The sequence below is a fragment of the Stenotrophomonas sp. 57 genome (assembly GCF_030291075.1).
Lineage (GTDB): Bacteria > Pseudomonadota > Gammaproteobacteria > Xanthomonadales > Xanthomonadaceae > Stenotrophomonas.
In genome coordinates, this window is the sequence record NZ_CP127407.1 from 3,631,315 (window position 1) to 3,655,619 (window position 24,305).

18 protein-coding genes and 1 riboswitch are annotated in these 24,305 nt (G+C 66.4%); of the genes, 9 read left to right on the forward strand and 9 right to left on the reverse strand.

The features are described 5' to 3' along the window. Positions 1-88 precede the first annotated feature (88 nt). Both QP512_RS16720 and QP512_RS16725 read right to left on the reverse strand, forming a co-directional pair. The gene (locus tag QP512_RS16720) at positions 89-589 is read right to left on the reverse strand and encodes an RNA polymerase sigma factor (protein ID WP_286069775.1); all 501 of its coding nucleotides are present in this window, start codon (positions 587-589) and stop codon (positions 89-91) included. 72 nt (positions 590-661) lie between these two features. Further along, positions 662-1,135, reverse strand: a complete 474-nt coding sequence (locus QP512_RS16725) for a hypothetical protein (RefSeq protein ID WP_286069777.1) — start codon at positions 1,133-1,135, stop codon at positions 662-664. A 183-nt stretch (positions 1,136-1,318) separates the two neighbouring features. Here QP512_RS16725 and ppa point away from each other — a divergent pair, with 183 nt between their 5' ends. Beyond that, a complete protein-coding gene (gene ppa / locus QP512_RS16730; RefSeq protein WP_005410935.1) occupies positions 1,319-1,855 on the forward strand; it encodes an inorganic diphosphatase in 537 nt (178 codons plus the stop codon). Between the two features lie 151 nt (positions 1,856-2,006). Next, entirely contained in the window at positions 2,007-3,128 is a 1,122-nt protein-coding gene (locus QP512_RS16735; RefSeq protein ID WP_286069778.1) for an HDOD domain-containing protein, read from the forward strand. 55 nt (positions 3,129-3,183) lie between these two features. Here QP512_RS16735 and QP512_RS16740 read toward each other — a convergent pair whose 3' ends face one another. From QP512_RS16740 to thiC, 6 genes are all read right to left on the reverse strand, one after another. Next, entirely contained in the window at positions 3,184-3,393 is a 210-nt protein-coding gene (locus tag QP512_RS16740; RefSeq protein WP_010483987.1) for a hypothetical protein, read from the reverse strand. A gap of 171 nt (positions 3,394-3,564) precedes the next feature. Then, positions 3,565-6,423 (reverse strand): TonB-dependent receptor, encoded by a 2,859-nt coding sequence (locus tag QP512_RS16745; RefSeq protein WP_286069779.1) that lies wholly within the window; start codon positions 6,421-6,423, stop codon positions 3,565-3,567. A 49-nt stretch (positions 6,424-6,472) separates the two neighbouring features. Further along, a complete protein-coding gene (locus QP512_RS16750) occupies positions 6,473-7,372 on the reverse strand; it encodes a helix-turn-helix transcriptional regulator (RefSeq protein ID WP_286069780.1) in 900 nt (299 codons plus the stop codon). A gap of 115 nt (positions 7,373-7,487) precedes the next feature. Further along, positions 7,488-9,821, reverse strand: a complete 2,334-nt coding sequence (locus QP512_RS16755; protein ID WP_286069782.1) for a winged helix-turn-helix domain-containing protein — start codon at positions 9,819-9,821, stop codon at positions 7,488-7,490. Positions 9,822-10,080: 259 nt separating this feature from the next. Continuing rightward, positions 10,081-10,752, reverse strand: a complete 672-nt coding sequence (locus QP512_RS16760) for an ion channel (protein ID WP_286069783.1) — start codon at positions 10,750-10,752, stop codon at positions 10,081-10,083. A 115-nt stretch (positions 10,753-10,867) separates the two neighbouring features. Beyond that, positions 10,868-12,712: a phosphomethylpyrimidine synthase ThiC gene (gene thiC / locus QP512_RS16765; RefSeq protein WP_286069785.1), complete on the reverse strand. Its 1,845-nt coding sequence runs from the start codon at positions 12,710-12,712 to the stop codon at positions 10,868-10,870. Between the two features lie 82 nt (positions 12,713-12,794). Beyond that, a riboswitch (TPP riboswitch) is annotated at positions 12,795-12,896 on the reverse strand. 254 nt (positions 12,897-13,150) lie between these two features. Between thiC and QP512_RS16770 the strand changes: the two genes are divergently transcribed. Beyond that, on the forward strand, positions 13,151-14,728 hold the full coding sequence (locus tag QP512_RS16770) for a BCCT family transporter (protein WP_286069786.1): 1,578 nt from the start codon (positions 13,151-13,153) through the stop codon (positions 14,726-14,728). 635 nt (positions 14,729-15,363) lie between these two features. On the opposite strand, the gene ggt is transcribed toward QP512_RS16770, so the two are convergent. Next, positions 15,364-17,082 (reverse strand): gamma-glutamyltransferase, encoded by a 1,719-nt coding sequence (gene ggt, locus QP512_RS16775; RefSeq protein WP_286069787.1) that lies wholly within the window; start codon positions 17,080-17,082, stop codon positions 15,364-15,366. Between the two features lie 665 nt (positions 17,083-17,747). On the opposite strand from ggt, the gene ilvC reads away from it, so the two are divergent. The 6 genes from ilvC to QP512_RS16805 all read left to right on the forward strand — a co-directional run bounded on the left by ilvC (position 17,748) and on the right by QP512_RS16805 (position 24,284). Beyond that, entirely contained in the window at positions 17,748-18,722 is a 975-nt protein-coding gene (ilvC, locus tag QP512_RS16780) for a ketol-acid reductoisomerase (RefSeq protein WP_286069788.1), read from the forward strand. Between the two features lie 38 nt (positions 18,723-18,760). Beyond that, positions 18,761-20,497: an acetolactate synthase 2 catalytic subunit gene (gene ilvG / locus QP512_RS16785; protein WP_286069789.1), complete on the forward strand. Its 1,737-nt coding sequence runs from the start codon at positions 18,761-18,763 to the stop codon at positions 20,495-20,497. Then, positions 20,481-20,729, forward strand: a complete 249-nt coding sequence (locus tag QP512_RS16790; protein WP_200751343.1) for an ACT domain-containing protein — start codon at positions 20,481-20,483, stop codon at positions 20,727-20,729. Before ilvG ends, QP512_RS16790 begins: the two co-directional genes overlap by 17 nt. Before the next feature lie 99 nt (positions 20,730-20,828). Beyond that, positions 20,829-21,920, forward strand: a complete 1,092-nt coding sequence (locus QP512_RS16795; protein WP_286069790.1) for a threonine dehydratase — start codon at positions 20,829-20,831, stop codon at positions 21,918-21,920. Next, positions 21,917-23,500 (forward strand): 2-isopropylmalate synthase, encoded by a 1,584-nt coding sequence (locus QP512_RS16800; protein ID WP_286069791.1) that lies wholly within the window; start codon positions 21,917-21,919, stop codon positions 23,498-23,500. The genes QP512_RS16795 and QP512_RS16800 overlap by 4 nt, the downstream gene beginning before the upstream one ends. Positions 23,501-23,510: 10 nt before the next feature. After that, positions 23,511-24,284 (forward strand): class I SAM-dependent methyltransferase, encoded by a 774-nt coding sequence (locus tag QP512_RS16805; protein WP_286069792.1) that lies wholly within the window; start codon positions 23,511-23,513, stop codon positions 24,282-24,284. Positions 24,285-24,305: the final 21 nt, after the last annotated feature.

Genomic DNA, 24,305 nt, shown 5'->3' on the forward strand with positions numbered 1-24,305 from the left:
GCGTTCAAGCGCGGGCGGGGAAACTAGACCGCATCCACGGTCCAGTGATCAAGACGTTTCAGCGCGGGCCAGCCCCAAGCCGGGGCGATCATCGGCCGCTGCGCGCCCAGGCCAGGCGCTGCAGGGCAGCGCGCACATGGTTCTCGACCGTGGTCACCGACACGCCCAGGCGGCGCGCGATCTCGGCCTGGGTCAGGCCCTGCAGGCGGTTGAGCCGGAAGATGGTGCGGGTCGGCTCCGGCAGGTGTCCCGCCGCGTCGAGCACCCGCTGCAACTCGTCCTGGGCCATCGCCTGTTCCTCGGTCGAGATCACCTCGTCCGGCCCCCACAGGTAGTGGTCGGCCAGCAGGCGGTTGCGCCGGGTCGATTCTCTGCCATGGTCGGTCGCCAGATTCGCAGCCAGCCGGTACAGATAGGCGCGCGGGTTGTCGATGGTCTGGCTGTCGTCAACCCCGCGGGCCTTGAACCACACGGCCTGGATCACGTCCTCGGCGCCGTTGTCGCCCCCGAGGATGCGCTGCACCCGGCGCAGCAGCGCAGGGCGCTCGCGGATCAGCAGTTCAGTGAGGAAGGCGGCATTGGAGGACATGCGCGGAACCGGGACGACAGGCGGAAGGCGCCGCGCATGCTACTCCGTTAATGAGAATCAGTCACGTTCGCATCAGTGGATGCAGCCGGTCAGCCCGTCATAGACGCTCTCCGACGTGCCAGGCAACGGATCATGCAGCGGATTGCGGGCCGCCAGCGCCGCATGGAAGTCCTCCACCGGGGTACCAGGCACCAGTGGCAGCCGGCACAGCCAGGTCGGCTGCCGGGCCACGATCGCACCGTCATGCCGCGACACGGCCAGATCACTGGCGGCAAATGCCCAGAGGCACTCCTGCACCGTGCCGCGCACCGCATCCACCGAACACCGCAGGCGCAGCGCCTGGATGTCGCTGTACTCGCCCTCGCAGAAGGTGTCGCCGCAGATCCTGTCGAAGCCGTGTTGCAGACGGCCCTCCAGGGCAAAGAAGCGATCCCAGTTGGCTTCCTGCCGCGGGTAATCGATCAGGTCAACGTAGGGGAAGGCCTGGGCGGCGGGCGCGATCAGCAGCGCGCAGAACAGGCCGAGTGACAGGGCGGATGGCTTCATGCGGGAACTCCTCGGGTAGGTGCATCCAGCCTGCGCGCGCGCGCCGCCCGGCCCCATCGGTCAACCCCGGCCCGCCAGGTCGGCGCCTTCCTCGCCCTGCGGTCAGCCCCTCCCCTGCACAGCGCCCGGCAAAGGCATAAAATGGGGGGCTATCCGTCTATATCCCCCACCTGGAGCACGACCATGGGTCTGGAACTCGTCTCGCCCGGCAAGAACCCGCCGGAAGAAATCAACGTCATCATCGAGATCCCGAAGGACTCGGAGCCGGTGAAGTACGAAGTGGACAAGGAAACCGGCGCGATCTTCGTCGACCGCATCCTGTCCACCCCGATGCGCTACCCCTGCAACTACGGCTACGTGCCGAGCACCCTGTGCGGCGACGGCGACCCGGCCGACGTGCTGGTGGTGCTGCCGCTGCCGCTGGTGCCGGGCTCGGTCGTGCGCTGCCGTCCGGTCGGCGTGCTGAAGATGAGCGATGAGGCAGGCAGCGACGAGAAGATCCTGGCCGTGCCGGTCTCGAAGATCTTCAGTGGCTATGCCCACGTTGAAGACATCGCCCAGGTCTCGAGCCACTGGCTGGAGCGCATCGGCCACTTCTTCGAGCACTACAAGGACCTGGAGAAGGGCAAGTGGGTCAAGCTGGACGGTTGGGGCGGCGCGGCTGAGGCCAAGCAGATCCTGATCGAGGCGCACCAGCGCCATCTCGACAGCAAGGCCTGAGCCTGAACCGGATCGCTCCGGCATGCCCTGCCGGAGCGATGCGGGTCACGTTTCATGATGACGGCACATCACTCTTGCCGTCGTATTAGGTAAATTGCGTCACTTCACACGTCGTCGACATCCACCGTCGAGACAGCCAGGGGAATGTGTCGTGCGTATTCTGCTTGTAGGGGATGCAGCCAGCCTGCCGGCTGAGCTGACCGAATTCATTGCCGATCTTGGGGAAGACTGGCAGCCGCTGACCGCCACCGACGGCCACACCGCGATGACTGCGGTGGCCACCCAGGGCGTGGACGCGGTGATCGTCTGCCCGCAGCTGCCGGACCTCAATGCCACCACGCTGCTCGGCCAGATCCGGACCCTGCGTCCGGAAACCATCCGCATCGCGCTGGTGGACGCCCAGCATGGCAACCGGCCGCCACCGGCACGCCTGATCGGCGTTGCCCACCGCTTCCTGCCGTTGCCGCTGGCGCCGGAAGTGCTGCTGGAAGCACTGACCAGCCTGGAAGAGCTGCGCGAAGTGCTGGACAGCCCGCGCCTGCGCGATGCCATCGGCCGCATCGAGAAACTGCCGTCGCCGCCGCACCTGTACCTGAGCCTGACCCAGGCGCTGGAGCACGATGACGATGCCGACAGCGCCGATGTCGCCAAGCTGGTCGCCGCCGATCCGGCGATCGCCGCCAAGGTGCTGCAGCTGTCGAACTCGGCGTTCTTCAGCCAGGGCCGCACCATCGCCGACCTGCGCACCGCAGTGACCCGGCTGGGATTGGCCACGCTGCGCGACCTGGTCCTGGCCAGCGAAGTGTTCTCGGCACCGACGCTGTCGGCCGCCGAACGCAACTCGCTGCAGCAGCGTGCCCTGCTCGCCTCGCGCCTGGCTGCGCGCCTGCTGCCCGAATCGAGTGCCGAACTGGGCGCGACGGCAGCGCTGCTGGCCGACATCGGCCTGCTGTTGCCGGGCGTGCGCAACGAGCGCAGCGAACCGGCGCTGGACGGCGACCTGCGCCCCGGCCACGCCGAAGCCGGCGCTTATCTGCTGGGCCTGTGGGGCCTGCCGATGCCGATCATCGAGGCCGTGGCGTTCCACCTGCAGCCGCAGCGTGCCAACACCCGCAGCTTCTGGGTGACCGGCGCGGTGCACGTGGCACTGGCACTGGTCAATGGCGACCCGGTGGATGAGGACTACCTGCAGCGCGCGGGCGTGCTCAACAAGCTGCCGCAGTGGCGCGAGCATGCCAACGCGTTGATGGGATGGGTACCCAGCGAGGTCTGAACCGTCAACGCAGGAAGAACCTCGAAGGCGCGCCCAAGGGCGCGCCTTTTTTGCATCAGCGCGCGCCGCAGGCATCCTGCACGCAGTGGCGATACTGCAGATCGCACAGAACCTTCGACTTGCCTGCAGCCAGGCATTCCTGACGCAGTTCCTCGCAGTACAGCCCGCCCCCACAGACACCACCGGTCTGGGCGAACACCGCCCCCACCAATGTTGCGTAGATCAGTGCAGCGGCAGACAGTTTGTGCAACAGCGTGCTCTTCATCGCTCTCTCCATGTGCAAGTGTCCGCAAGTGGACCTCGCAACTGTGTTGATTGCGACACGACAGGAACGTGACTCCGCTCACCTTCCAGGATATTTCGGAATTCCCTTACAAAAAAAAGAGGGCGGACCTTGCGGTCCGCCCTCCCGGTACTGCTATCGCACTTCGAACAATCAGAAGCGCTGGGTGTACTTCATGTAGTAGAAGCGACCGATATCGAAGCCACCGTAGTAGGAGAAGCTCGAGTTCGGCTGGCTGTACATGACCGGGCCTTCGTGGTTGAACACGTTGTTGGCGCCCAGCGAGACAGTGGCTTCCCACGGCAGGTTGTAACGCACCTGCACGTCGTGGAAGGTGTTCGAACCCACCTTGCGGGTCGGCTGCGCCAGGGTGTAGGCCGAGTTGAAGTCAGGCAGGTTGCACTCGGTATCGTAGGAGCACGGCTCCTTCATGCCCGAGTAGTAACGCACGCCCCAGTTCACGCCCAGGTTGCCGTAGGTCCAGTCGACGTTGAGGTTCGAACGGACGCGGAAGTTGGCACCCCAATCGCCGGTCGCCCAGCTGGTGTGCTGCTCGACCGGGGTTTCGGCTTCGTTGTCACGCTTGTACTCGAGGTAATCGACGTAGGTGGTCTTCCAGTCGATGACGAACTTGCCGAAGGAGAACTCCGGCAGACGGTACTTGACGCCCAGGTCGTAACCTGCGGTTTCCTGGTAACCACCGTTGATCAGCGTACGGGTGACGTCGACCACCTGGTTGACGGTACGGCCTTCGGTGCCGCGATCGAAACGCTCACACGCCGATGCCACGCCCAGCACGTAGCACTGGTTGAGGATCGAGGTCACCGACTCGGCGGCGATCACGTTGTTGATGCGGATCTTCCACCAGTCGAGGCTGACGTCCAGGCCCTGCACGAAGTTCGGGCTGTACACCAGGCCGGCGGTCCAGGTCTTGGAGGTTTCCGGCTTCAGTTCCGGGTTGGAGCCCGACTCGAAAGCACTGTAGGACTGGGTGCCCGGGCCGGTCGACTGCGCACCGCCGGAGGTGATCTGGCGGAAGTTGGCCGGAACGCCGCGCGCCTGGCAGGCTGCCGCCACCGAGGCGTTGCGCGCGGCCGAGCCGAAGCTGCTGTCACACGGATCGGTGTAGGCGTCGAAGGTCTGCGAGGTGCCGCCGTACATGTCGGCGATGCTCGGGGCGCGGAAGCCGGTCGAGTAGGTCGCACGCACCAGCAGGTCGTCGATCGGCTTCCACTTCAGGCCGAACTTGCTGTTGATGGTATCGCCGAAGGTATTGTAGTCCGAGTAGCGGCCGGCCATGTCGAGCGACAGCTCCTTGGCGAACGGCATGTCGGCCAGCACCGGCACGTTCAGTTCGACGTAGAACTCGTCGAGCTTGTAGCTGCCCTTGGTCGGCTTGCCGGCCAGGTCGGTGCTCAGGCCCGACTGCAGCAGCGCATCCGGGTTGTACTCACCGCTTTCTTCGCGGTGCTCGTAACCGGCCGCAATGGCCAGCTCACCGGCCGGCAGCGAGAACAGCGAGCCACCGATGTTGGCGCTGTAGGCCTTGGTGGTGTTGGTGTAGGTGTCGTGGCTCGGCAGGAACAGGTAGGCCTGCAGGGCCGGGTCGGCCAGCGAGCCGTTGCCGGTCGAGCCGTACGGTGCCAGCGGGTTCCACGGGGTGCAGCCGGCGATGACGTGGCCCGGGGTGCCGCAACGGGCGACGTCGCCGTCCATGAAGGACGGGCCGACCGCGTTCTGCACGTTCGGAATGAACAGGTTGCCGGTGCCGGTCTTCACGCCCTTGTTCTGGTTGTAGACGTAGCCCACGTCCCAATCCCAGAACTTGTCGCCGAACTCGAACGAACCTTCCAGGCCGGCCGAGAAGCGGAAGGTCTCCTGCTCGGATTCGGTCTGGCGCGGGACTTCGGAGGTACGACGGATGAAGTTCGCGTCCGTGCCCAGCGGGTTGTAGATGCTGTTGGCCGACAGCGGGGTCTCATAGACCTCGGACTGGTACGGGTAGCCGGCAATCTGCTGGGTGGCCGTACGCTTGGTGTACAGCACGTTCGCGGTGGCGCGGATGTTGTCGGTCAGGTCGTAGTTGCCATTGGCGAACACCGAACGACGGGTCAGCTTGTTCTGCAGCCACATTTCCTGGCTGGCATTGGTGTAGTCAGCCGGGCCGAACTCGCGGAAATCGGCCATGGTGTTGCCCGTGCCGTTGTTGGCGCGGGTGTACCAGTTGTCGTTGCTGTCGATCAGCACGCCATGGTTGGATGCCGGCGACCAGCCGTTGGCATCCGTATCCGTCGGGTTCGGGTGGAACGGGCCATTCGGGTAGCGGCTGAAGGCACGATCCTTCGCCCAGACCGGATCTTCCTTGCTGTACTCGGCGCCGAAGGTGATCGAACCACGGTCACCGGTCTGGCCGTAGACGAAGTTGTAGACCTGCTTTTCGCCGTCGCCCTTGCTGTACTGGCCGCCGTAGACGCTGGCTTCCAGACCGTCGAAGTTCTTGCGGGTGATGATGTTGATCACGCCGGCGATGGCGTCGGAACCGTAGATTGCCGAAGCGCCGTCGGTCAGCACTTCAATGCGCTCGACCACCGAGGTCGGGATGGAGGCCAGGTCGGTGTAACCGCCGGTGCTGACGCCCATGCGCTTGCCGTCCAGCAGCACCAGGGTGCGCTCCGGGCCCAGGCCACGCAGGTCGACGTACTGGCCGCCCACTTCTTCGCCCGAGCTCAGGGCATCGGCGCGGCTGATGGCCGGCGAACCAGTGGCCGACAGGTTCTGCACGATGTCGCCGACACTGGTGAAGCCCTGCTTCTCGATGTCGGCACGCTGCAGCGCGATCACGGGCTGCGCGGTTTCCATGCTCGCCTGGCGGATGCGCGAGCCGGTGACCGAAATGCGGTCCAGGTCGGTCGTCGCCTTTGCTTCCTGGGCGGAAGCAAAGGCCGGCGCCAGCGCCAGCGCGATGCCGGCAGGCAGCAGGCCGAGCCGCACTGCGGGATTACAAACGTTCATCTATCTCTCCAAGGTACGTGTTAGCAGCGTGTTAAAACACCCCAGCACGTTACGATTGCGTTGCGACCCTGCATTTGCGCGACCCAACCGGAGAGTTTGCAGAGTGTGGCGGCAGCAGGCCGCCGTTCTCGCGGAATCGCGACGCCGACTGCCCGTAACGGGCGCGGAAGGCCCTGGCGAAGCTGCAGCAGTTGTCGAAACCGCTGGCGGCGGCGACTTCGCCGACCATCATGTCGGTATCGCGCAGCAGGTCGGCCGCCCGTTCCAGGCGCAAACGTGCCGAAAGCGACTGCGGACTTTCCTCGTAGAGGCTCTGGAAGGTCTTGGAGAGATACCAGCTGGAGAAGTTGGTCAGCTCGGCCAGTTCGCCGATTCGCACCACGCGGTGGCTGTTGCCTTCCAGATAGAGGCGGGCGCGCTGCATGCGGCCGAACACCTGACGCTTGCGGCTGCGCGAACGCCCGGGGCAACGCTGCACGTTGTCCGCCAGGCCACGCTGAAGGCTGGCCAGATACAGCAGCAACGGTCGCAGTACATGCGCCGGCTGGCCGCTTGCCAGTGCATCGCGCCACAGCCGCAGGCCCACCCGTGCATCGCTGCGGCCCAGGCGACCGCGTCCCGCGTACAAGCCGCAGTCGGCCATTTCGGTCAGCACCCGCAACGCCTCGACGTTCAGGTTCAGGCCCACGCAGAGTCCGTTGCGACCCGCCTGCACCAGCGGCCGCGATTCCTTCTCGAAGGCGATCCACTCCCCCTGGCGCAGCCGGAAACGCCCTTCCTTGGCCTCCACCCAGGAGCTGCCTCGCACCTGCATCCAGACGGTGAAGTGGGTCCCTGCGGTCTGCAGGCTGCCCAGCCGGGCAACGCCAAGGCAGGTCGGCGCGACGTCGTCGAGGGCCTTGTCGAGGGAGATGGTTTGGCCGCGATCGGCCAGCGAGAGTTGACGCATGGGGGCACCACGGATTTGCCTAGTACAGGCCTCCGTTTTGCCCAATCAGGCGGGACTGCGTCAGGAAAGACTGCCGAGATCGCCACGAATTCGCGGCGAGAACCACACGAAAGAATTACGAAGAGAAATTCTTCTTCAGAATCAATATCCTGGAGAAGGCCGGGAACAGTGCCGGGGCTTGCTCGGGCAACGGCATGATGCCGATGTCAGCGCCGTCGCTGACCGCCAGCGCCACATAGAGATCGCGCCCGTCGGCGCTGGCACTGAGTCCATTGCCTGCACTGAGCCGCTGCGGATCGAGGCAGCGCTCCGGCACTTCGGTGCCGCCCTCGATCAGGACCAGGGTCGTGCCGCATTGCGTGGACGTGCCGAGGTAACCAATGCCACCGTTCCCGGCAACGGTCCAGGTGCGATAGCGCCAGCGACTCGGCAGGTCTTCAGTGACCTGTCGCACACTGCCCGGCGACAGTGCAGGATCGACCGACCACAGCCCGCCCGCGGCGAGGCGTGTGAACAGGACCCGCCCGCCGGCGCGATCGAAGCGTGCCTGCGACACGCCATCGATGCTGGCCAGCCGCCGCCAGGGTTGAGAGGTGCGATCAAACAGGCTCAAGCGCGTGCGCTGGTCGGCATCGCGCTCGACCACCAGCAGCTGGTCATCGCTGGCACCGTACAGCGCCTGCAGCGGTTGTTCGGCGGGCACCGGCAGCGGCTGCAGCCGCTCGTCACGCGGCGAGATCTCGTAAACCACGGTACGTCCGTGGTCATCGCGGCCAACCACCAGCAGGTGCCGGCTGTCGGCGGCCCAGTCCGGTGCCTGCCGGCCTTCCGGCCGCAGGCCTTCGACCAGCCGCAGCGAATCCGGCCGCTGCATGTCGGCCCACCACAAGGCAAAACTGCCGGAACGATCGGAGGTGAAGACCAGCTGGCGTCCATCGGGCGCGGCCATCGGCTGACCATCACGGCCACTGGACGCAAACAGTCGTTCTGCAGGTCCTCCCTCGATGGGAACCTTGAACACGCCGAACTGCGCGCGCCGGTGGACAAACGCCAGCACATCGCCATGCCGGGATACCGCGGGCCACTGCGCATCATCCAGGCCGGCGTCGCGCAGCGTGCGGCGCTCGACATCGAGGTAATACAGGCGTACTTCGCTGTCCACGCGACGGCCGAACACGATGGTGCGTCCATCTCCCAGCCAGGCCCAGCCCCGCTGCTCCGCCGCTTCATTGGTCAGCTGCTCGGGGGTTCCGCCACCAGCGGGCATCCGCCACAGATCACCCATCTGTGGATTGCGCACGAACACCAGCCACTTGCCGTCAGGCGAGTAGCGCGGCGCATAGTCGAAATCATCGGCACCAACGCGGTAGTCCAGTTCACGCCATTGGCCACTGGCCAGGTCCAGCACGCGGATGCCGCGATGCGCGTAGCGTCCGACCATGCTGCCGAACACCAGCCCGCGGCCATCCGGGGTCCAGTCGAAACTGAGCAGCTCGGTGCCGTCGCAGCGGGTTGCCTGGCGCAGGGCACCGCCGGTGGCACTGGCGATCAGCACCTGGCAGCCGCCACCCGCGCTGAACCGCGCAAACGCGATCTCGCGCCCATCCGGCGACCAGCTCGGGAAGCGGTCGTTGGCACCGGCCGGAGGCGCCAGCAACTGGCGCGCGGGCGCATTGCCCGAGGTCTGCACCTTGATCGCGCCGCCGCCCTCCCCGTCCTCGTTGGCACCTTCGTAGGCGACCTGGGAGCCGTCGGGCGAAAGCGTTGGATACGTCTCAAAACCACTGGTCGCGGTGATCAGCCGGTAAGGCCGCTGCGGGCTGCCGATCACGCGAACGCCGTTCTCCACGGCCGCATCGACCGGTGAACTGACTTCCGGAGCCCGCCGCAGCAACAGCATCGTCAGCACGATCACCGTAACAAGCATCAACGCGCCGATTGCCAACAGCACCTGGCGCCGGACCTGTCGCCACGTCCGGCGAAGCCCCGGCACCGGCGCCGGCAACGCAGCATTGACCTGCGCCCTGCCGCCGGCGTCTGCGGGCGACAGCGGAAGATCGGACAGCTCACCGCTGTCCACCGCAGCCTCGGGCGCATCCAGCGCCTGTACCGGCACCAGCAGCCGATAACCGCTCTTGGCGATGGTCTCGATGTAGGCCTGGCCGTTGTCGTCGTCGTTGGCGAACGCCTTGCGCAGCTGCGTGACGGCCTGGGTCAGCACGTCGTTGGTCGGCAGCGTGTCAGGCCACACTTCGGCAAAGAGCTCTTCGCGGGTGACCACGCGGCCCGGCTGTCGCAGCAGAACGCGCAGCACACCCAGCGCTTTCGGCGTAAGCCGGCGCGGACGACGCGCACCTGCAACTTCGACCTCTCGCGAGGACAAAGTGACGACGCATTCGCCAACCTGGATACGGTCAGCGTCGGGCGGCTGGATTTCGCTGCTGTTCATTTTCCGATATACAGTAGGGACGGGCCTGGGCAGGTTTGACCAGCAATACCGCCCCCCTGCGGGGACAACAAAAAGCCAGATTCCGCACAAAGCATCGGCGCATACCGCAAAAACAATAACGCCCGCGGATATTAGCCTAAGCCGGTTACCCCGCCTATGACGGGGTCGACACTCAGGCTCTCTCTCGCCGACGCATTCACATAATCTGCATCACTATTCGCGCCCCTTTGGGCGCGAAATTTTTATCTGGCGTTCATTTTCACATTCGCCGAAGCATGGTCAAACCGACCAGTCGCGACACGACAAGGCCGATGTACATGACGCCTGCGAACTGCTCCAGCATGACCAGAGCACGTGCCTGCGGATGGAGAGGCACCACGTCGCTCAACCCTACCCCGGACAGCAAGCTGAAGCTCAGATAAAGCAGCTCCATCCAGCTGCGCTGATCACCGCCGCTGGCGCCGTGGAAACTGCCGGGATACCACTGCTGGCACACCGCGAACGCGAAAGCGAACGCCCAGGCCAGCAGGGTGAAGGTTGCCCCGGCGGCAAACAGTTCGTCGCGGGTGACTTTATGGTCCTGCAGCATGTAGGCGATCAACGCGCCCGCCGTATAGAAGTACAGCAGGCTCTCCAGCAGCTGGGCGGTGGTCAGCAGCCCGCTGCGGTCCAGCAGCGCACCGGCCAGTGAGAACACCACCGAGGGAATGGCCAGCAGCAGTGCCAGCCAAGTGCCCAGCGGGCTGCGCTGGACCACCCACAGCGCCAGGCCCAGTACCGCCATGCCGAACATGCCCAGCGCTGCACGGCCAGCGGCAGTGTCGTCGAGCGCCGGGTACAACAGCACCGCCAGCAGTTGCGCACCCAGCAGCCAGGCCGAGGGATGGCGGCGTGCGATCGCCAGCCAACGGGTGGTCAGAGCAATGGGCATGGTGTCCTTTCCACGGGGCGATGGCCGGAGCATAGCGGGTAGCGCCGGGCCACGCCCGGCGGCTTTCCGGGACCGATGCGCCCACCGGGCGGTGCCCGGCGCTACCTGCGCGGCATCACCCCTGGTGGTAGACCTCTGCACCTGCGGCGCGGAATTCGGCGGACTTCTCCTTCATGCCGGCCTCGGCGTAGTCACGCACATCCTGGGTGATCTTCATCGAGCAGAAGTGCGGGCCGCACATCGAGCAGAAGTGGGCCAGCTTGTGCGCATCCTTCGGCAGTGTCTCGTCGTGGAATTCCTTGGCCTTCTCCGGATCCAGCCCAAGATGGAACTGGTCCTCCCAGCGGAACTCGAAGCGCGCCTTGCTCAGTGCGTTGTCGCGCACCTGCGCGCCCGGGTGTCCTTTGGCCAGGTCCGCCGCGTGCGCGGCAATGCGGTAGGCCATGATGCCATCGCGCACATCCTGGCGATTGGGCAGGCCGAGGTGCTCCTTCGGCGTCACGTAGCAGAGCATGGCCGTGCCAAACCAACCGATCATCGCCGCACCGATCGCGCTGGTGATGTGGTCGTAGCCCGGCGCGATGTCGGTGGTCAGTGGCCCCAGCGTGTAGAACGGCGCTTCGCCACACTCGCGCAGCTGCTTGTCCATGTTCTCCTTGATCAGCTGCATCGGCACGTGGCCAGGGCCTTCGATCATGGTCTGCACATCATGCGTCCAGGCAATCTTCGTCAGCTCACCCAGCGTTTCCAGCTCACCGAACTGCGCGGCGTCGTTGGCATCGGCAATGCAGCCCGGACGCAGGCCATCTCCCAGCGAGAAGGTCACGTCGTAGGCCTTCATGATTTCGCAGATCTCTTCAAAATGCGTGTAGAGGAAGTTCTCCTTGTGGTGCGCCAGGCACCACTTGGCCATGATCGAACCGCCACGGCTGACGATGCCCGTGACCCGCTTGGCGGTGAGTGGCACGTAACGCAGCAGCACGCCGGCATGGATGGTGAAGTAGTCCACGCCCTGCTCGGCCTGTTCGATCAGCGTGTCGCGGAAGATCTCCCAGGTCAGCGCTTCGGCGCGGCCATCGACCTTCTCCAGCGCCTGGTAGATCGGCACCGTACCGATCGCCACCGGCGAGTTGCGGATGATCCACTCGCGCGTTTCGTGGATGTGCTTGCCGGTGGACAGGTCCATCACCGTGTCACCACCCCAGCGGATCGCCCACACCAGCTTTTCCACTTCCTCGGCAATGCCCGAGGACACCGCACTGTTGCCGATGTTGGCGTTGATCTTGGTGAGGAAGTTGCGGCCGATGATCATCGGCTCGCTTTCCGGATGGTTGATGTTGTTCGGCAGCACCGCACGGCCGCGGGCGATCTCGTCCCGCACGAACTCGGGCGTGATGATCTTCTGGATCGACGCGCCGAACGCTTCACCCGGATGCTGCTGCAGCAGGCCCGCATCGCGGATCGCGTCCAGCCGCTGGTTCTCGCGGATGGCGACGAATTCCATTTCCGGGGTGATGATGCCGCGCCGCGCATAGTGCATCTGGGTGACGTTGGCGCCGGCACGCGCACGTCGCGGCAGGGTACGCGCGGGGAAGCGCACGGCATCGAGCTTCGGGTCGTGTTCGCGATCGCGCCCGAACGAAGAGCTGAGGCCATCGAGCTGTTCGGTGTCCCCGCGTTCCTCGATCCACGCACGGCGCACTGCCGGCAGGCCCGCGGAAAGATCGATGCGGGCCTGCGGATCGGTGTACGGGCCCGAGGTGTCGTAGACGGTGACCGGTGCATTCTCTTCGCCGCCGAACAGCGTGGGCGTGCGGGTCAGCGCGATCTCGCGCATCGGCACCTGCAGGTCCGGGCGCGAGCCGGGCACATGGATCTTGCGCGAACCGGGAATGGGCCGGGTCACGGATTCGGAGAGTTGCTGGGCCTGTTGCTGCAGGGCGGAGAGCTGAGCGTTCATCGGGCATCGTCCAGGAGGGTCAGGGACGAAGCGGCGGCGCACGGCACCCGCGCACGGACGGTCCTTGGGCGGAGTCCGGGCACGGCTGCATTGCAAAGCTTCCCTACGCCGGTATGAGCCGGATCAGGTTCCAAGGGACTGTCTCAACCGTGGCCGGATGGCCGCGGTACCCCCGCTTCTTGCTGCGCATTAGAGCATAGACCGCCCGCCTACGGGGTCGGATCCGCTTTCCTGCAGAAAGCGGATCTGACCCCAAACCGCATTCGTTAACGGAACCATGACGTCGCGTTCAGTAAGGTGCACGTCCGTAGCGCTGCCGCGACCGATGCTTCCTTCGCCGCCGACGCGGCCCCTGCCCGGTTCGCGCTGCATGCCGCCGGCCCCTCGCTGCAAGCTCTGCTCGCTCCCCTCAATCCCCTTGATCGGAGAAGCTCCTTCATGGTGTTTCGCGTTTCCATCGCACTGGTTCTGCTGCTGGTGCTGCTGGCCGGCATCGCGCCCGGCCCCTTCAATACCGTGGTGCAGTCCATGCTGGCGGAGGTCATCCGCAGTGTCGGCTGGCTGTACCTGCTGGTGGTGTTCCTGGCCCTGGTGTTCCTGATGTACTTGGCCTTCGGCCGCTTCGGCAACCTGCGCATCGGTGGCGAAGATGCCGAGCCCGAATTCTCGCGTGCCAGCTGGATGTCGATGCTGTTTGCCGCCGGCATGGGCATCGGTCTGGTGTTCTGGGGCGCGGCCGAGCCGATCTCGCATTTCAGCAAGCCACCGGAAGGACTGGCACCGCAAAGCATGGACGCCGCGCGCGCCTCGATGCGCTACGCGTTCTTCCACTGGGGCCTGCACCCATGGGCGATCTATGCGCTGATCGGCCTGGCGATGGCCTGGTTCCAGTTCAACCGCAATGGCCGCGGCCTGGTCAGTGACATGCTGCAGCCGATCATCGGCCGCCACCATCGCGGCTGGATCGGGCGCGTGGTCAATATTGCCGCGGTGGTTGCCACCGCGATCGGTGTCGCCACCACGCTCGGCTTCGGCACCATCCAGATTGCCGCCGGTATCGAACGCGTCTTCAGCGTGCAGGCCACCGTCGCAGTGCAGATGATCATCATTGCCGTTGCCTTCGTGCTGTACATGGCCTCCACCGCCAGTGGCGTGGAACGCGGAGTGAAATGGCTGTCCAATTTCAACCTGGCATTGGCCGCGCTGCTTGCGGCGACCCTGCTGGTGCTGGGGCCGACCGGATTCATCTTCGATACGTTCACTACCACGCTGGGTTCCTACCTCAACCAGCTGGTGACGATGAGCCTGCGCATGTCACCGTTCTCCGGCAGCACGTGGGTGGCGGACTGGACGATCTTCTACTGGGCCTGGTGGATCTCGTGGGCACCGTTCGTGGGATCGTTCATCGCGCGCATCTCGCGTGGCCGCAGCGTGCGCGAGTTCGTGATCGGCGTAGTGCTCGCCCCGACGCTGCTGGGCTTCCTCTGGTTCGCGGTGTTCGGCGGCACCGCGCTGTGGGCACAGATCTTCGGCCACGCCGACCTGGTGCAGGCGCTGGGCAATGGCTATGAGACGGTGCTGTTCACCCTGTTCGACAGCATGCCGCTGCCGCTGTTGCTGTCGTGCATCGCGCTGGTACTGCTGATGATCTTCTTCGTGACCTCGGCCGATTCAGCGGTACTGGTGCTGGCCAGCATGTCCACCGACGAGGCCGGCGATCCACCGTTGAAGCGCAAGCTGGCCTGGGGTATCGCGGTGGCCCTGATCGCAGCCGCCCTGCTGCTGGCGGGTGGACTGGATGCGCTGCAGGGGATGATCACGATCGCGGCATTGCCGTTCGCGTTGCTGATGGTGCTGGTGATGGTGTCGCTGCACCGGGTGCTGGACCAGGAATACACGCGCGAGCGGCGGCAGGCGCAGCGCCAGCGGCACATGATCGATGCGTGGATCGCGCGCGAGATGGCGGCGCAGGAAGAGACCCAGGCGGAGGCGGCGCGCGCGCAGGATCGGGATTGAGGGTGTTTTGCAGCCTGCGGCTGCACCGCTTTTTCAGGCAAGTGCAAGTTCAAAAGCCAGAGCGGCTCTGGGTTACTACTTGGCTTGGCGGGGAGGGGCAGATGGCGGGACACGCCGCAAGTACGTCCCTGTAGGCTCGGCCACGGCATCCATGCCGTGGACGGTCCCGCCATCTGCCCCTCCCCGCCTCCGACAGTTTTCCGGTGACGGTTGGTTCGCCACGCCATGCGTGGATGTGGCGTATCGGAAAACAAGAGGGGGGTCGGATCCGTTTTCCTTCGGAAAACGGATCCGACCCCAACTCACAGCGCGCGGCTGTTGCCGTTGCCTTTGCTCTTGATCTTCTTCTTTCTGTTCCTGCGGTGGCGGCCGCATGAAATTGTCAGGGGCCGGGCGGGTGGGCTGGGCGGGGGTGTCAGCCGCATGGGCCCGAGGCATGCCTCGGGCGGGTTGGGCAGGACGCCCAACCCCGGTCTTGCCGTGTGCGCAGGACAGCGCACACGAGCAAGCGGCTGCCAAGCCTCCATGGACGGATTCACGGCGTCCCCCGCCCAGCCTACCCGCCCGGCCCAATCACGCGATCCAGCTTCTACGCCCCCCACCGCAGAGGGGGCTCAGCCCGATGGCCGGGAAACTCAGTACCCCGCCGCCTGCCCATCCTTGCGACTCTCCGACGCGCCGTAATACACGCCCGTCTCCGGATCACGCATGATCGCCTGGTACCCACCATACGGGCCATCGGCGAACACGATGCGATGCCCCTTGCGCATCAGCGCACGCACCGTCTCATACGGGAAGCCGGTTTCCAGATTCACTTCGCCACCGTCGGTCATTGCCGTCGCCTGCCCGGTCGGCTCGGTGGAACCTTCATGCTGGATGCGCGGTGCGTCGCCGGCCTCCTGCAGGTTCATCCCGAAGTCCACCAGGTTCATCACGATCTGCGCATGGCCCTGCGGCTGCATCGCCCCCCCCATCACGCCGAAGCTGGCGTACGGCTTGCCGCCCTTGGTGATGAACGCCGGGATGATGGTCTGGAACGGGCGCTTGCCCGGTGCGTAGCCGTTGGGATGGTTCTTCTGCAGCACGAACATCTCGCCGCGGTCCTGCAGGATGAAACCCAGTCCCGGCGGTGCCATGCCACTGCCCATGCCACGGTAGTTGGACTGGATCAGCGAGACCATCATGCCGTCGGCATCGGCCACGGTCATGTAGATCGTGTCGCCCTCCTCCAGCTGCTTCGGCGTACCCGGCTGTACTTCCTTCAACGCCTTGTCCATCGAGATCAGCGCGCGGCGCTGCGCGGCGTATTCCTTGGAAATCAGTTTCTGCACCGGTGCCGGCTGGAACGCCATGTCAGCATAGAAACGCGCACGGTCGGCGAAGGCCAGCTTCTTCGCTTCGACGAACAGGTGCACATGTTCGGGTGAGCCGAATGGAATCTTCGAGAAGTCGTACCCTTCCAGTACGTTGAGGATCTGCAGCGCGGCGATGCCCTGGCTGTTCGGCGGCAGTTCCCACACATCGTAGCCACGGTAGTTGCTGCTGACCGGTTCGACCCACTCGCCGAGGTGGTCGGCCATGTCCTGGTAGCTCAGGTAGCCGCCGTTGGCCTTGAAGTAATCGCCGATGGTGTGGGCGATCTCGCCCTTGTAGAACGCATCGCGGCCGCCATCTGCAATCTTCTGCAGGGTGCTGGCCAGGTTCGGGTTCTTCCACATCTCGCCCTTGCGCGGGGCGTGGCCGTTGATCGTGAACTGCTCCTTGAAGCCCGGGTACTGCGAGAGCTTCGGCACCGAGCGGTCCCAGTAGTAAGCAATCACCTCGGCGACCGGGTGGCCTTCACGGGCATAGCGGATGGCGGGCGCCAGGTTGTCGGCCATCGGCTTGCGGCCGAAACGCTCGTGCAGCGCGAACCAGCCATCGACCGCGCCCGGCACCGACACCGGCAGCGGACCGGTGGCCGGGATGTCCTTCAGGCCGCGGCGCTGGAACTCGGCCAGGGTGAGCGACTTCGGCGAGCGGCCCGAGCCGTTGTAGCCGTAGAGCTTCTGTGTCTTCGGATCCCAGACGATGGCGAACAGGTCGCCGCCGATGCCGTTGCCGGTCGGTTCCATCAGGCCGAGCGCGGCGTTGGCGGCAATCGCCGCGTCCACTGCCGAACCGCCGCCTTTCATCACATCGAGCGCGATCTGGGTGGCCAGCGGCTGCGAGGTCGCGGCCATCGCGTGCGGGGCGATCACCTCCGAACGGGTGGCGAAGGTGTGGCCGGTGATGCGGTCGGCGGCGAAGGACAGTGCAGGCACGGCAGCGAGCACGGCGGCAGCGAGCAGGGAACGGGCAAGGCGTCGGGACACGGTCGGGTTCCGATGGAAGGGTGGTTCCCCGATCTTCGCCGCTGCGGACTTCACGCGGTATCGGGCAGAGGTCATGGGCCATGCCCGGCGAGCGAACCGGTAGAGATACCCTCATTCCCGCGCAAAAAACGCGCTGAAAAGAGTGAATTCGGGTTCACCGAAACACTTTCAGCAGCAACCATCCTTGTGCCACAAGCGATTGCGCTGGATGCAGCGGAAACCGATAAAAAATCTGTCGCCAGGGTTGACACCGCCGAAATGGCTGTGTTTCTCTCGATCACATGTTGCATCACAACACGCCACCGCGAACCCACATCGAAGCCGCCGACACCGGCGCCGCCTCGCTGCGTTCGATTCTTGTGCTCGTACTTATTACCCAGCCAACAGGTGCGGGACGAGCCAGCGTGTAAGCAACAAATACACCGGAACTCATCAAAACCCGCACCCGCCCCGGTGCGGGTTTTTTCATTTCAGGACCTGGTTTCAGACGCAACCACCATGCACACCGCCACCTTCAAAACCCGGACCCACACCACCACGGCACCCCGTGGCGGGTGTCCGTGTGCGATGCATGGCGCCTCCCCCACCGCTTTCCCCTGACCGGCCGGCACGTCACCTCGACGACCGGCCGTTCTTTTTTCTTCCCACCGCAAGGAACCTCCCCCATGAGCACCAACGACCTGCCCCAGACCAAGATCGCCGTCATCGGCTACGGCAGCCAGGGCCGCGCCCACGCACTGAACCTGCGCGAATCCGGTTTCGACGTGGTGGTAGGCCTGCGCCCGGGCGGCCCCACCGAGGTCAAGGCGCAGGCCGATGGCTTCACCGTCAAGGCCCCTGCCGATGCAGTGAAGGATGCCGACCTGGTCGCCGTGCTGACCCCGGACATGGTGCAGAAGAAGCTGTACGACGACGTGCTGGCGCCGAACATGAAGCAGGGTGCGGTGCTGTTGTTCGCGCACGGCCTGAACGTTCATTTCGACATGATCAAGCCGCGCGACGACCTCGACGTGGTGCTGGTTGCACCGAAGGGCCCTGGCGCGCTGGTGCGCCGCGAGTATGAAATCGGCCGCGGCGTGCCGTGCATCTGGGCGGTCTACCAGGACAAGAGCGGCAAGGCCGCTGACTACGCCCTGGCCTATGCCGGTGGCCTCGGCGGTGCCCGCGCCAACCTGATCCAGACCACCTTCAAGGAAGAGACCGAGACCGATCTGTTCGGCGAGCAGGCCGTGCTGTGCGGCGGTGCCTCGGCGCTGGTGCAGGCCGGTTTCGAGACCCTGGTCGAAGCCGGTTACCAGCCAGAGATCGCCTACTACGAAGTGCTGCACGAACTGAAGCTGATCGTGGACCTGTTCTACGAAGGCGGCATCTCGCGCATGCTGGAATTCGTCTCCGAGACCGCCCAGTACGGCGACTACGTCAGCGGCCCGCGCGTGATCGACGCCAGCACCAAGGAGCGCATGAAGGAAGTCCTGAAGGACATCCAGGACGGCACCTTCACCAAGAACTGGGTGGCCGAGTACGAAGCGGGCCTGCCGAACTACAAGAAGTACAAGCAGGCCGACCTGGAGCACCCGATCGAGAAGGTGGGCAAGGAGCTGCGCGCCAAGATGGTCTGGTTGCAAGGACAGGCTGCGTAACCACGCAGCCTCCCCCACCCGCTTTGCAAGGTTCCCCCATGAACTCTCCCACACACCGCAGCGCGCCGCCGAACGGCGCGCGCTGGCTGACCCAGGCGCTGGAGGCCGAGGGCGTCCGTACGCTGTTCGGCTATCCCGGCGGCACCATCATGCCGTTCTACGACGCGCTGGTGGATTCGTCGCTGAAGCACATCCTGGTGCGCCACGAGCAGGGTGCCGCGCTGGCGGCCAATGGCTTCGCCCGTGCCAGCGGCCAGGTTGGCGTCTGCGTGGCCACCTCCGGCCCCGGCGCGTCGAACCTGGTCACCGGCATCGCCGATGCCATGCTGGATTCGGTGCCGATGGTCTGCATCACCGGCCAGGTCGGCACGCCACTGCTGGGTACCGACGCCTTCCAGGAACTGGATGTGTTCGGCCTGACCCTGCCCATCGTCAAGCACAGCTGGCTGGTGCGCAGCGTCGATGACCTGCCGCGCGTAGTGGCCGACGCCTTCCGCATTGCCCGTGAGGGCCGCCCCGGCCCGGTGCTGATCGACCTGCCCAAGGACGTGCAGCTGGCCGATGCCAGCCACCTGCCGGTGCACGTGCCGTCCAGCGTGGAGCCGCCGGCGGCCGCCGCCGATGCGGCCATCGCCGAGGCCATCGCCGCACTGGCGGCAGCCGAGAAGCCGGTGATCTACGCTGGCGGTGGCATTGCCCTGGGCGAGGCCGTGCAGGACCTGCGCGACTTCGCCGAGGCCAGCGCCATCCCCACCGTGATGACCCTGCGTGGCCTGGGCGCGCTGCCCCCGCAGCACCCGCAGTCGCTGGGCATGCTGGGCATGCACGGCACCCGCGCGGCCAACATGGCGGTGCAGGAAAGCGACCTGCTGCTGGTGCTGGGTGCGCGCTTTGATGACCGTGCCACCGGCAAGCTGGCCGAGTTCGCGCCGTTCGCCCGCGTGGTCCACATCGACGCCGACGCCTACGAGATCTCCAAGCTGCGCAGCGCCGATGTCGCGGTGCCGGGCAATGTCAGCCATGCCATCCGCGCCCTGCGTGCGGCCTTCCCCTCCCCCCAGGCCCAGCAGGACGCATGGCGCAAGCGCTGTGCCCAGCACCGCGACCGCTTCGCCGCCCGCTACGACGCACCCGGCCAGCACATCTACGCCCCGGCGCTGCTGAAGCGCCTGAGCGAAGTGGCGCCGGCCGACACGGTCATCGCCTGCGATGTCGGCCAGCACCAGATGTGGGTGGCCCAGCATTGCCGCTTCAACCACCCGCGCAACCACCTGACCAGTGGCGCGCTGGGCACCATGGGCTTCGGCCTGCCGGCGGCGATGGGCGCGCAGTTCGCCTGCCCCGACCGCACCGTGGTGCTGGTGTCCGGTGATGGCAGCTTCATGATGAACGTGCAGGAGTTGGCCACCATCGCGCGTTGCCGGCTGCCGGTGAAGATCGTGCTGCTGGACAACAGTTCGCTGGGCATGGTGCGGCAGTGGCAGGAGCTGTTCTTCGCTGAGCGCTACAGCGAGATCGACCTGTCCGACAACCCGGACTTCGTGGCCCTGGCCAAGGTGTTCGGCATTGCCGCCACCCGCATCGACAACCGCGATGACGTCGAAGGTGGCCTGGCCGCACTGCTGGCCGAGCCGGGCCCGGCCCTGCTGCACGTGGCCATCGATGCACGCGCCAACGTGTGGCCGCTGGTGCCGCCCAACACCGCCAACAGCACCATGCTGGAAAGCAACCCCGCCCACGCCCGCCAGGAGACCCCCAATGCAATACCGGCTTGACCTGGTGCTGCACCCGGCCGAAGGCGCGCTGCTGCGCGTGATCGGCATGGCCGAACGCCGCGGCTTCGCCCCGCGCGCGATCAGCGGCGCGCCGGTGGCCGCCGATGACGGACGCTGGCACCTGCAGCTGGTGGTCGATGGCCAGCGGCCGCCGGACACCCTGTGCCGGCAGATGGAAAAGATCTACGACTGCGTGTCGGTACAGCTGACGCCCGTGGAAGGAGCTGCATGATGAACACCCGTACCGTAGCGACCACGGTGCCGGCACGGAGGCGTCTTCTTCGTCGCCCGTGCCCGCACCCGGCGCAGTCCGGCAACCCGCGGGTGGCCCATGCCGGCCGCTGATGCCAGCAAGGAAAGCGATGTCGGCGACGTAAGCGTTGCCGACGTACTGGCCGCGCAGGCCCGCCTGCGCCGCTTCCTGCCGCCTACCCCGCTGCACCATGCCGAACGCTTCGGCACCTGGCTGAAGCTGGAAAACCTGCAGCGCACCGGTTCCTACAAGGTGCGCGGCGCGCTGAACGCCCTGCTGGCCGGCCGCGAACGTGGCGACACCCGCCCGGTGATCTGCGCTTCGGCCGGCAACCACGCACAGGGCGTGGCCTGGGCCGCCTACCGCCTGGACGTGCCGGCCATCACCGTGATGCCGCATGGCGCGCCTGCGACCAAGATCGCCGGTGTCGCCCACTGGGGCGCCACCGTTCGCCAGCACGGCAACAGCTACGACGAGGCCTTCGCCTTCGCCGTCGAACTGGCGCAGCGCCATGGCTACCGCTTCCTGTCCGCCTTCGACGATGCCGACGTGATCGCCGGCCAGGGCACGGTCGGCATCGAACTGGCACCGCATGCACCGGACGTGGTGATCGTGCCGATCGGTGGCGGCGGCCTGGCCTCCGGCGTGGCGCTGGCACTGAAATCGCAGGGCGTGCGCGTGATCGGCGCGCAGGTCGAGGGCGTGGATTCAATGGCCCGCGCGATCAGCGGTGACGTGCGCGAGATCGCACCGGTGCCGTCGCTGGCCGACGGTGTGCGGGTGAAGATTCCCGGCTTCCTGACCCGCCGCCTGTGCACCTCGCTGCTGGACGACGTGGTGATCGTGCGCGAAGCCGAACTGCGCGAGACGCTGGTGCGGCTGGCGCTGGAAGAACACATCATCGCCGAAGGCGCCGGTGCGCTGGCACTGGCCGCCGGGCGCCGCGTGGCCGGCCGCCGCAAATGCGCAGTGGTCTCCGGCGGCAACATCGATGCCGGTGTCCTGGCCGGCCTGCTCACCGATATCCGCCCGCGGCCGCCGCGCAAACCGCGCCGGCGCCGCAGTGAAACCCCACGCTCGCCCAGCAAGGCCAGCGCCCCCGCCTCCCCCACCTCTTCCCCTTCCCACCTGCAAGCCGCAACGCCCGCTGTCGAGGAGATTTCCCTGTGACCACCATCGAACGAATTACCACCCCGCGCATCCGCATCTTCGACACCACCCTGCGTGACGGCGAGCAGTCCCCCGGCTGCAGCATGAGCCCGCCGCAGAAGCTGGTGATGGCGCGTGCGCTGGACGAACTGGGCGTGGACATCATCGAGACCGGCTTCCCGGCCAGCTCGCAGTCCGACCGCGAAGCGATGGCCCTGATCGGCCGTGAGCTGCGCCGCCCGAGCCTGACCCTGGCGGTGCTGTCGCGCTGCCTGCAGGCCGACATCGAAACCTCGGCACGTGCCCTGGAAGCCGCGGCCAACCCGCGCCTGCACCTGTTCCTGTCCACCAGCCCGCTGCACCGCGAGCACAAGCTGCGCATGACCCGCGAGCAGGTGCTGGAGTCGGTACGCAAGCACGTCACCCTGGCCCGCACCTATGTGGACGACGTGGAGTTCTCGGCCGAGGATGCGACCCGCACCGAGCTGGACTACCTGATCGAAGTGGCCCGCGTGGCGATCGCCGCCGGCGCGACCACCGTCAACCTGCCCGACACCGTCGGCTTCACCACGCCGGAAGAAATCCGCGCGATGTTCCAGCAGGTCATCGCCGGCGTGGCCGACGTGCCGAACGCGGCCAACGTGATCTTCAGCGCGCACTGCCACAACGACCTGGGCCTGGCCGTGGCCAACTCGCTGGCCGCCGTCGAAGGTGGCGCACGCCAGGTCGAGTGCACCATCAACGGCATCGGCGAGCGCGCCGGCAACTGCTCGCTGGAAGAGATCGCCATGGTGCTGAAGGTGCGCCAGGCCTTCTACGACCAGGACACCGCGATCAATACCCCGCGCATCGTCGGCACCTCGCAGCTGCTGCAGCGCCTGGTCGGCATGCCGGTGCAGCGCAACAAGGCCATCGTCGGCGCCAATGCCTTCGCCCACGAATCGGGCATCCACCAGCACGGGATGCTGCGCCACCGCGGCACCTACGAAATCATGCGCCCGGAGGACGTGGGCTGGGAAGATTCGCAGATGGTGCTGGGCCGCCACAGTGGCCGCGCCGCGGTCGAATCGCGCCTGCGTGCACTGGGCTTCTGGCTGGAAGAAGACGAGCTGAAGCTGGTCTTCGAACAGTTCAAGGCGATGTGCGAGCAGCAGCGCGTGGTCACCGACGCCGACCTGCAGACCTTGATGCAGGGTGGCGCCAACACCCAGGGCTACCGCCTGGCCTCGATGACCATCAGCGACGTCGGCAGCCGCGCCAATGCGCTGGTCGAGCTGTCGGACCCGGAAGGCAACCGCGTGGCCGAAACCGCACAGGGCGATGGCCCGGTCGATGCGCTGTTCGGCGCGCTGTCCTCGGCCACCGGCGTGCAGCTGCAGCTGGACAGCTACCAGGTGCACAGCGTCGGCATCGGTGCCGATGCACGTGGCGAAGCCAACCTGAGCGTGCGCCACGAAGGCGTGGAGTACGACGGTACCGGCACCAGCAAGGACATCATCGAAGCGTCCGCGCTGGCCTGGCTGGACGTGGCCAACCGCCTGCTGCGCCAGCGCCAGGCCGCCGCCAGCAGCACCGAAACCCCGACCGCCGCCACTGCCTGAGGAATCTGAGATGAGCGCCTTCGACACCGCCACCACGGCCGCCGGCCAGCAGTGGAACGCCCAGGACTATGCAATCGATGCCGGTTTCGTGCCGCTGCTCGGCGGTGCGGTTGCGCGCCTGCTCGACCCGCGCACCGGTGAGCGCATCCTCGACCTGGGCTGTGGCGACGGCGTACTCAGTACCGAACTGGCCCTGAGCGGCGCACGCATCCACGGCGTGGACGCCTCGCCGGAACTGGTCAATGCCGCCCGCGCGCGCGGCGTCGATGCCCAGGTGATGGATGGCCACGCGCTGACCTTCAACGCCGAGTTCGATGCGGTGTTCAGCAATGCCGCGCTGCACTGGATGGGCAACCCGGACCGCGTGCTGGAGGGCGTGCGTCGTTCCCTGCGCCCCGGCGGCCGTTTCGTCGCCGAGTTCGGCGGCCATGGCAACGTGGCCACGATCATCGCCGCGGTGCAGGCCGCACGTGTGGCCCACGGTCATGGCGCCAGCGCCTTCTCGTGGTACTTCCCGACCGCCGATGCCTATGCCGACCGCCTGCGCCAGCATGGCTTCCACGTGCAGCTGATCGAATGCACGCCGCGCCCGACGGCGCTGCCGACCGGCGTGGCCGGCTGGCTGCGCGTCTTCGCCGCGCCGCTGCTGGATGACCTGCCCAGCGAGGCTCGCGCCACCGTGCGCGACGCCGCCACTGCACTGCTGGCCGATCTGCCGCGCAACGCCGCCGGCCAGCCGCTGGCCGACTACGTGCGGCTGCGGGTCCTCGCCCGTCGCCGCTGACTCAACACTTTTCGCTATCTT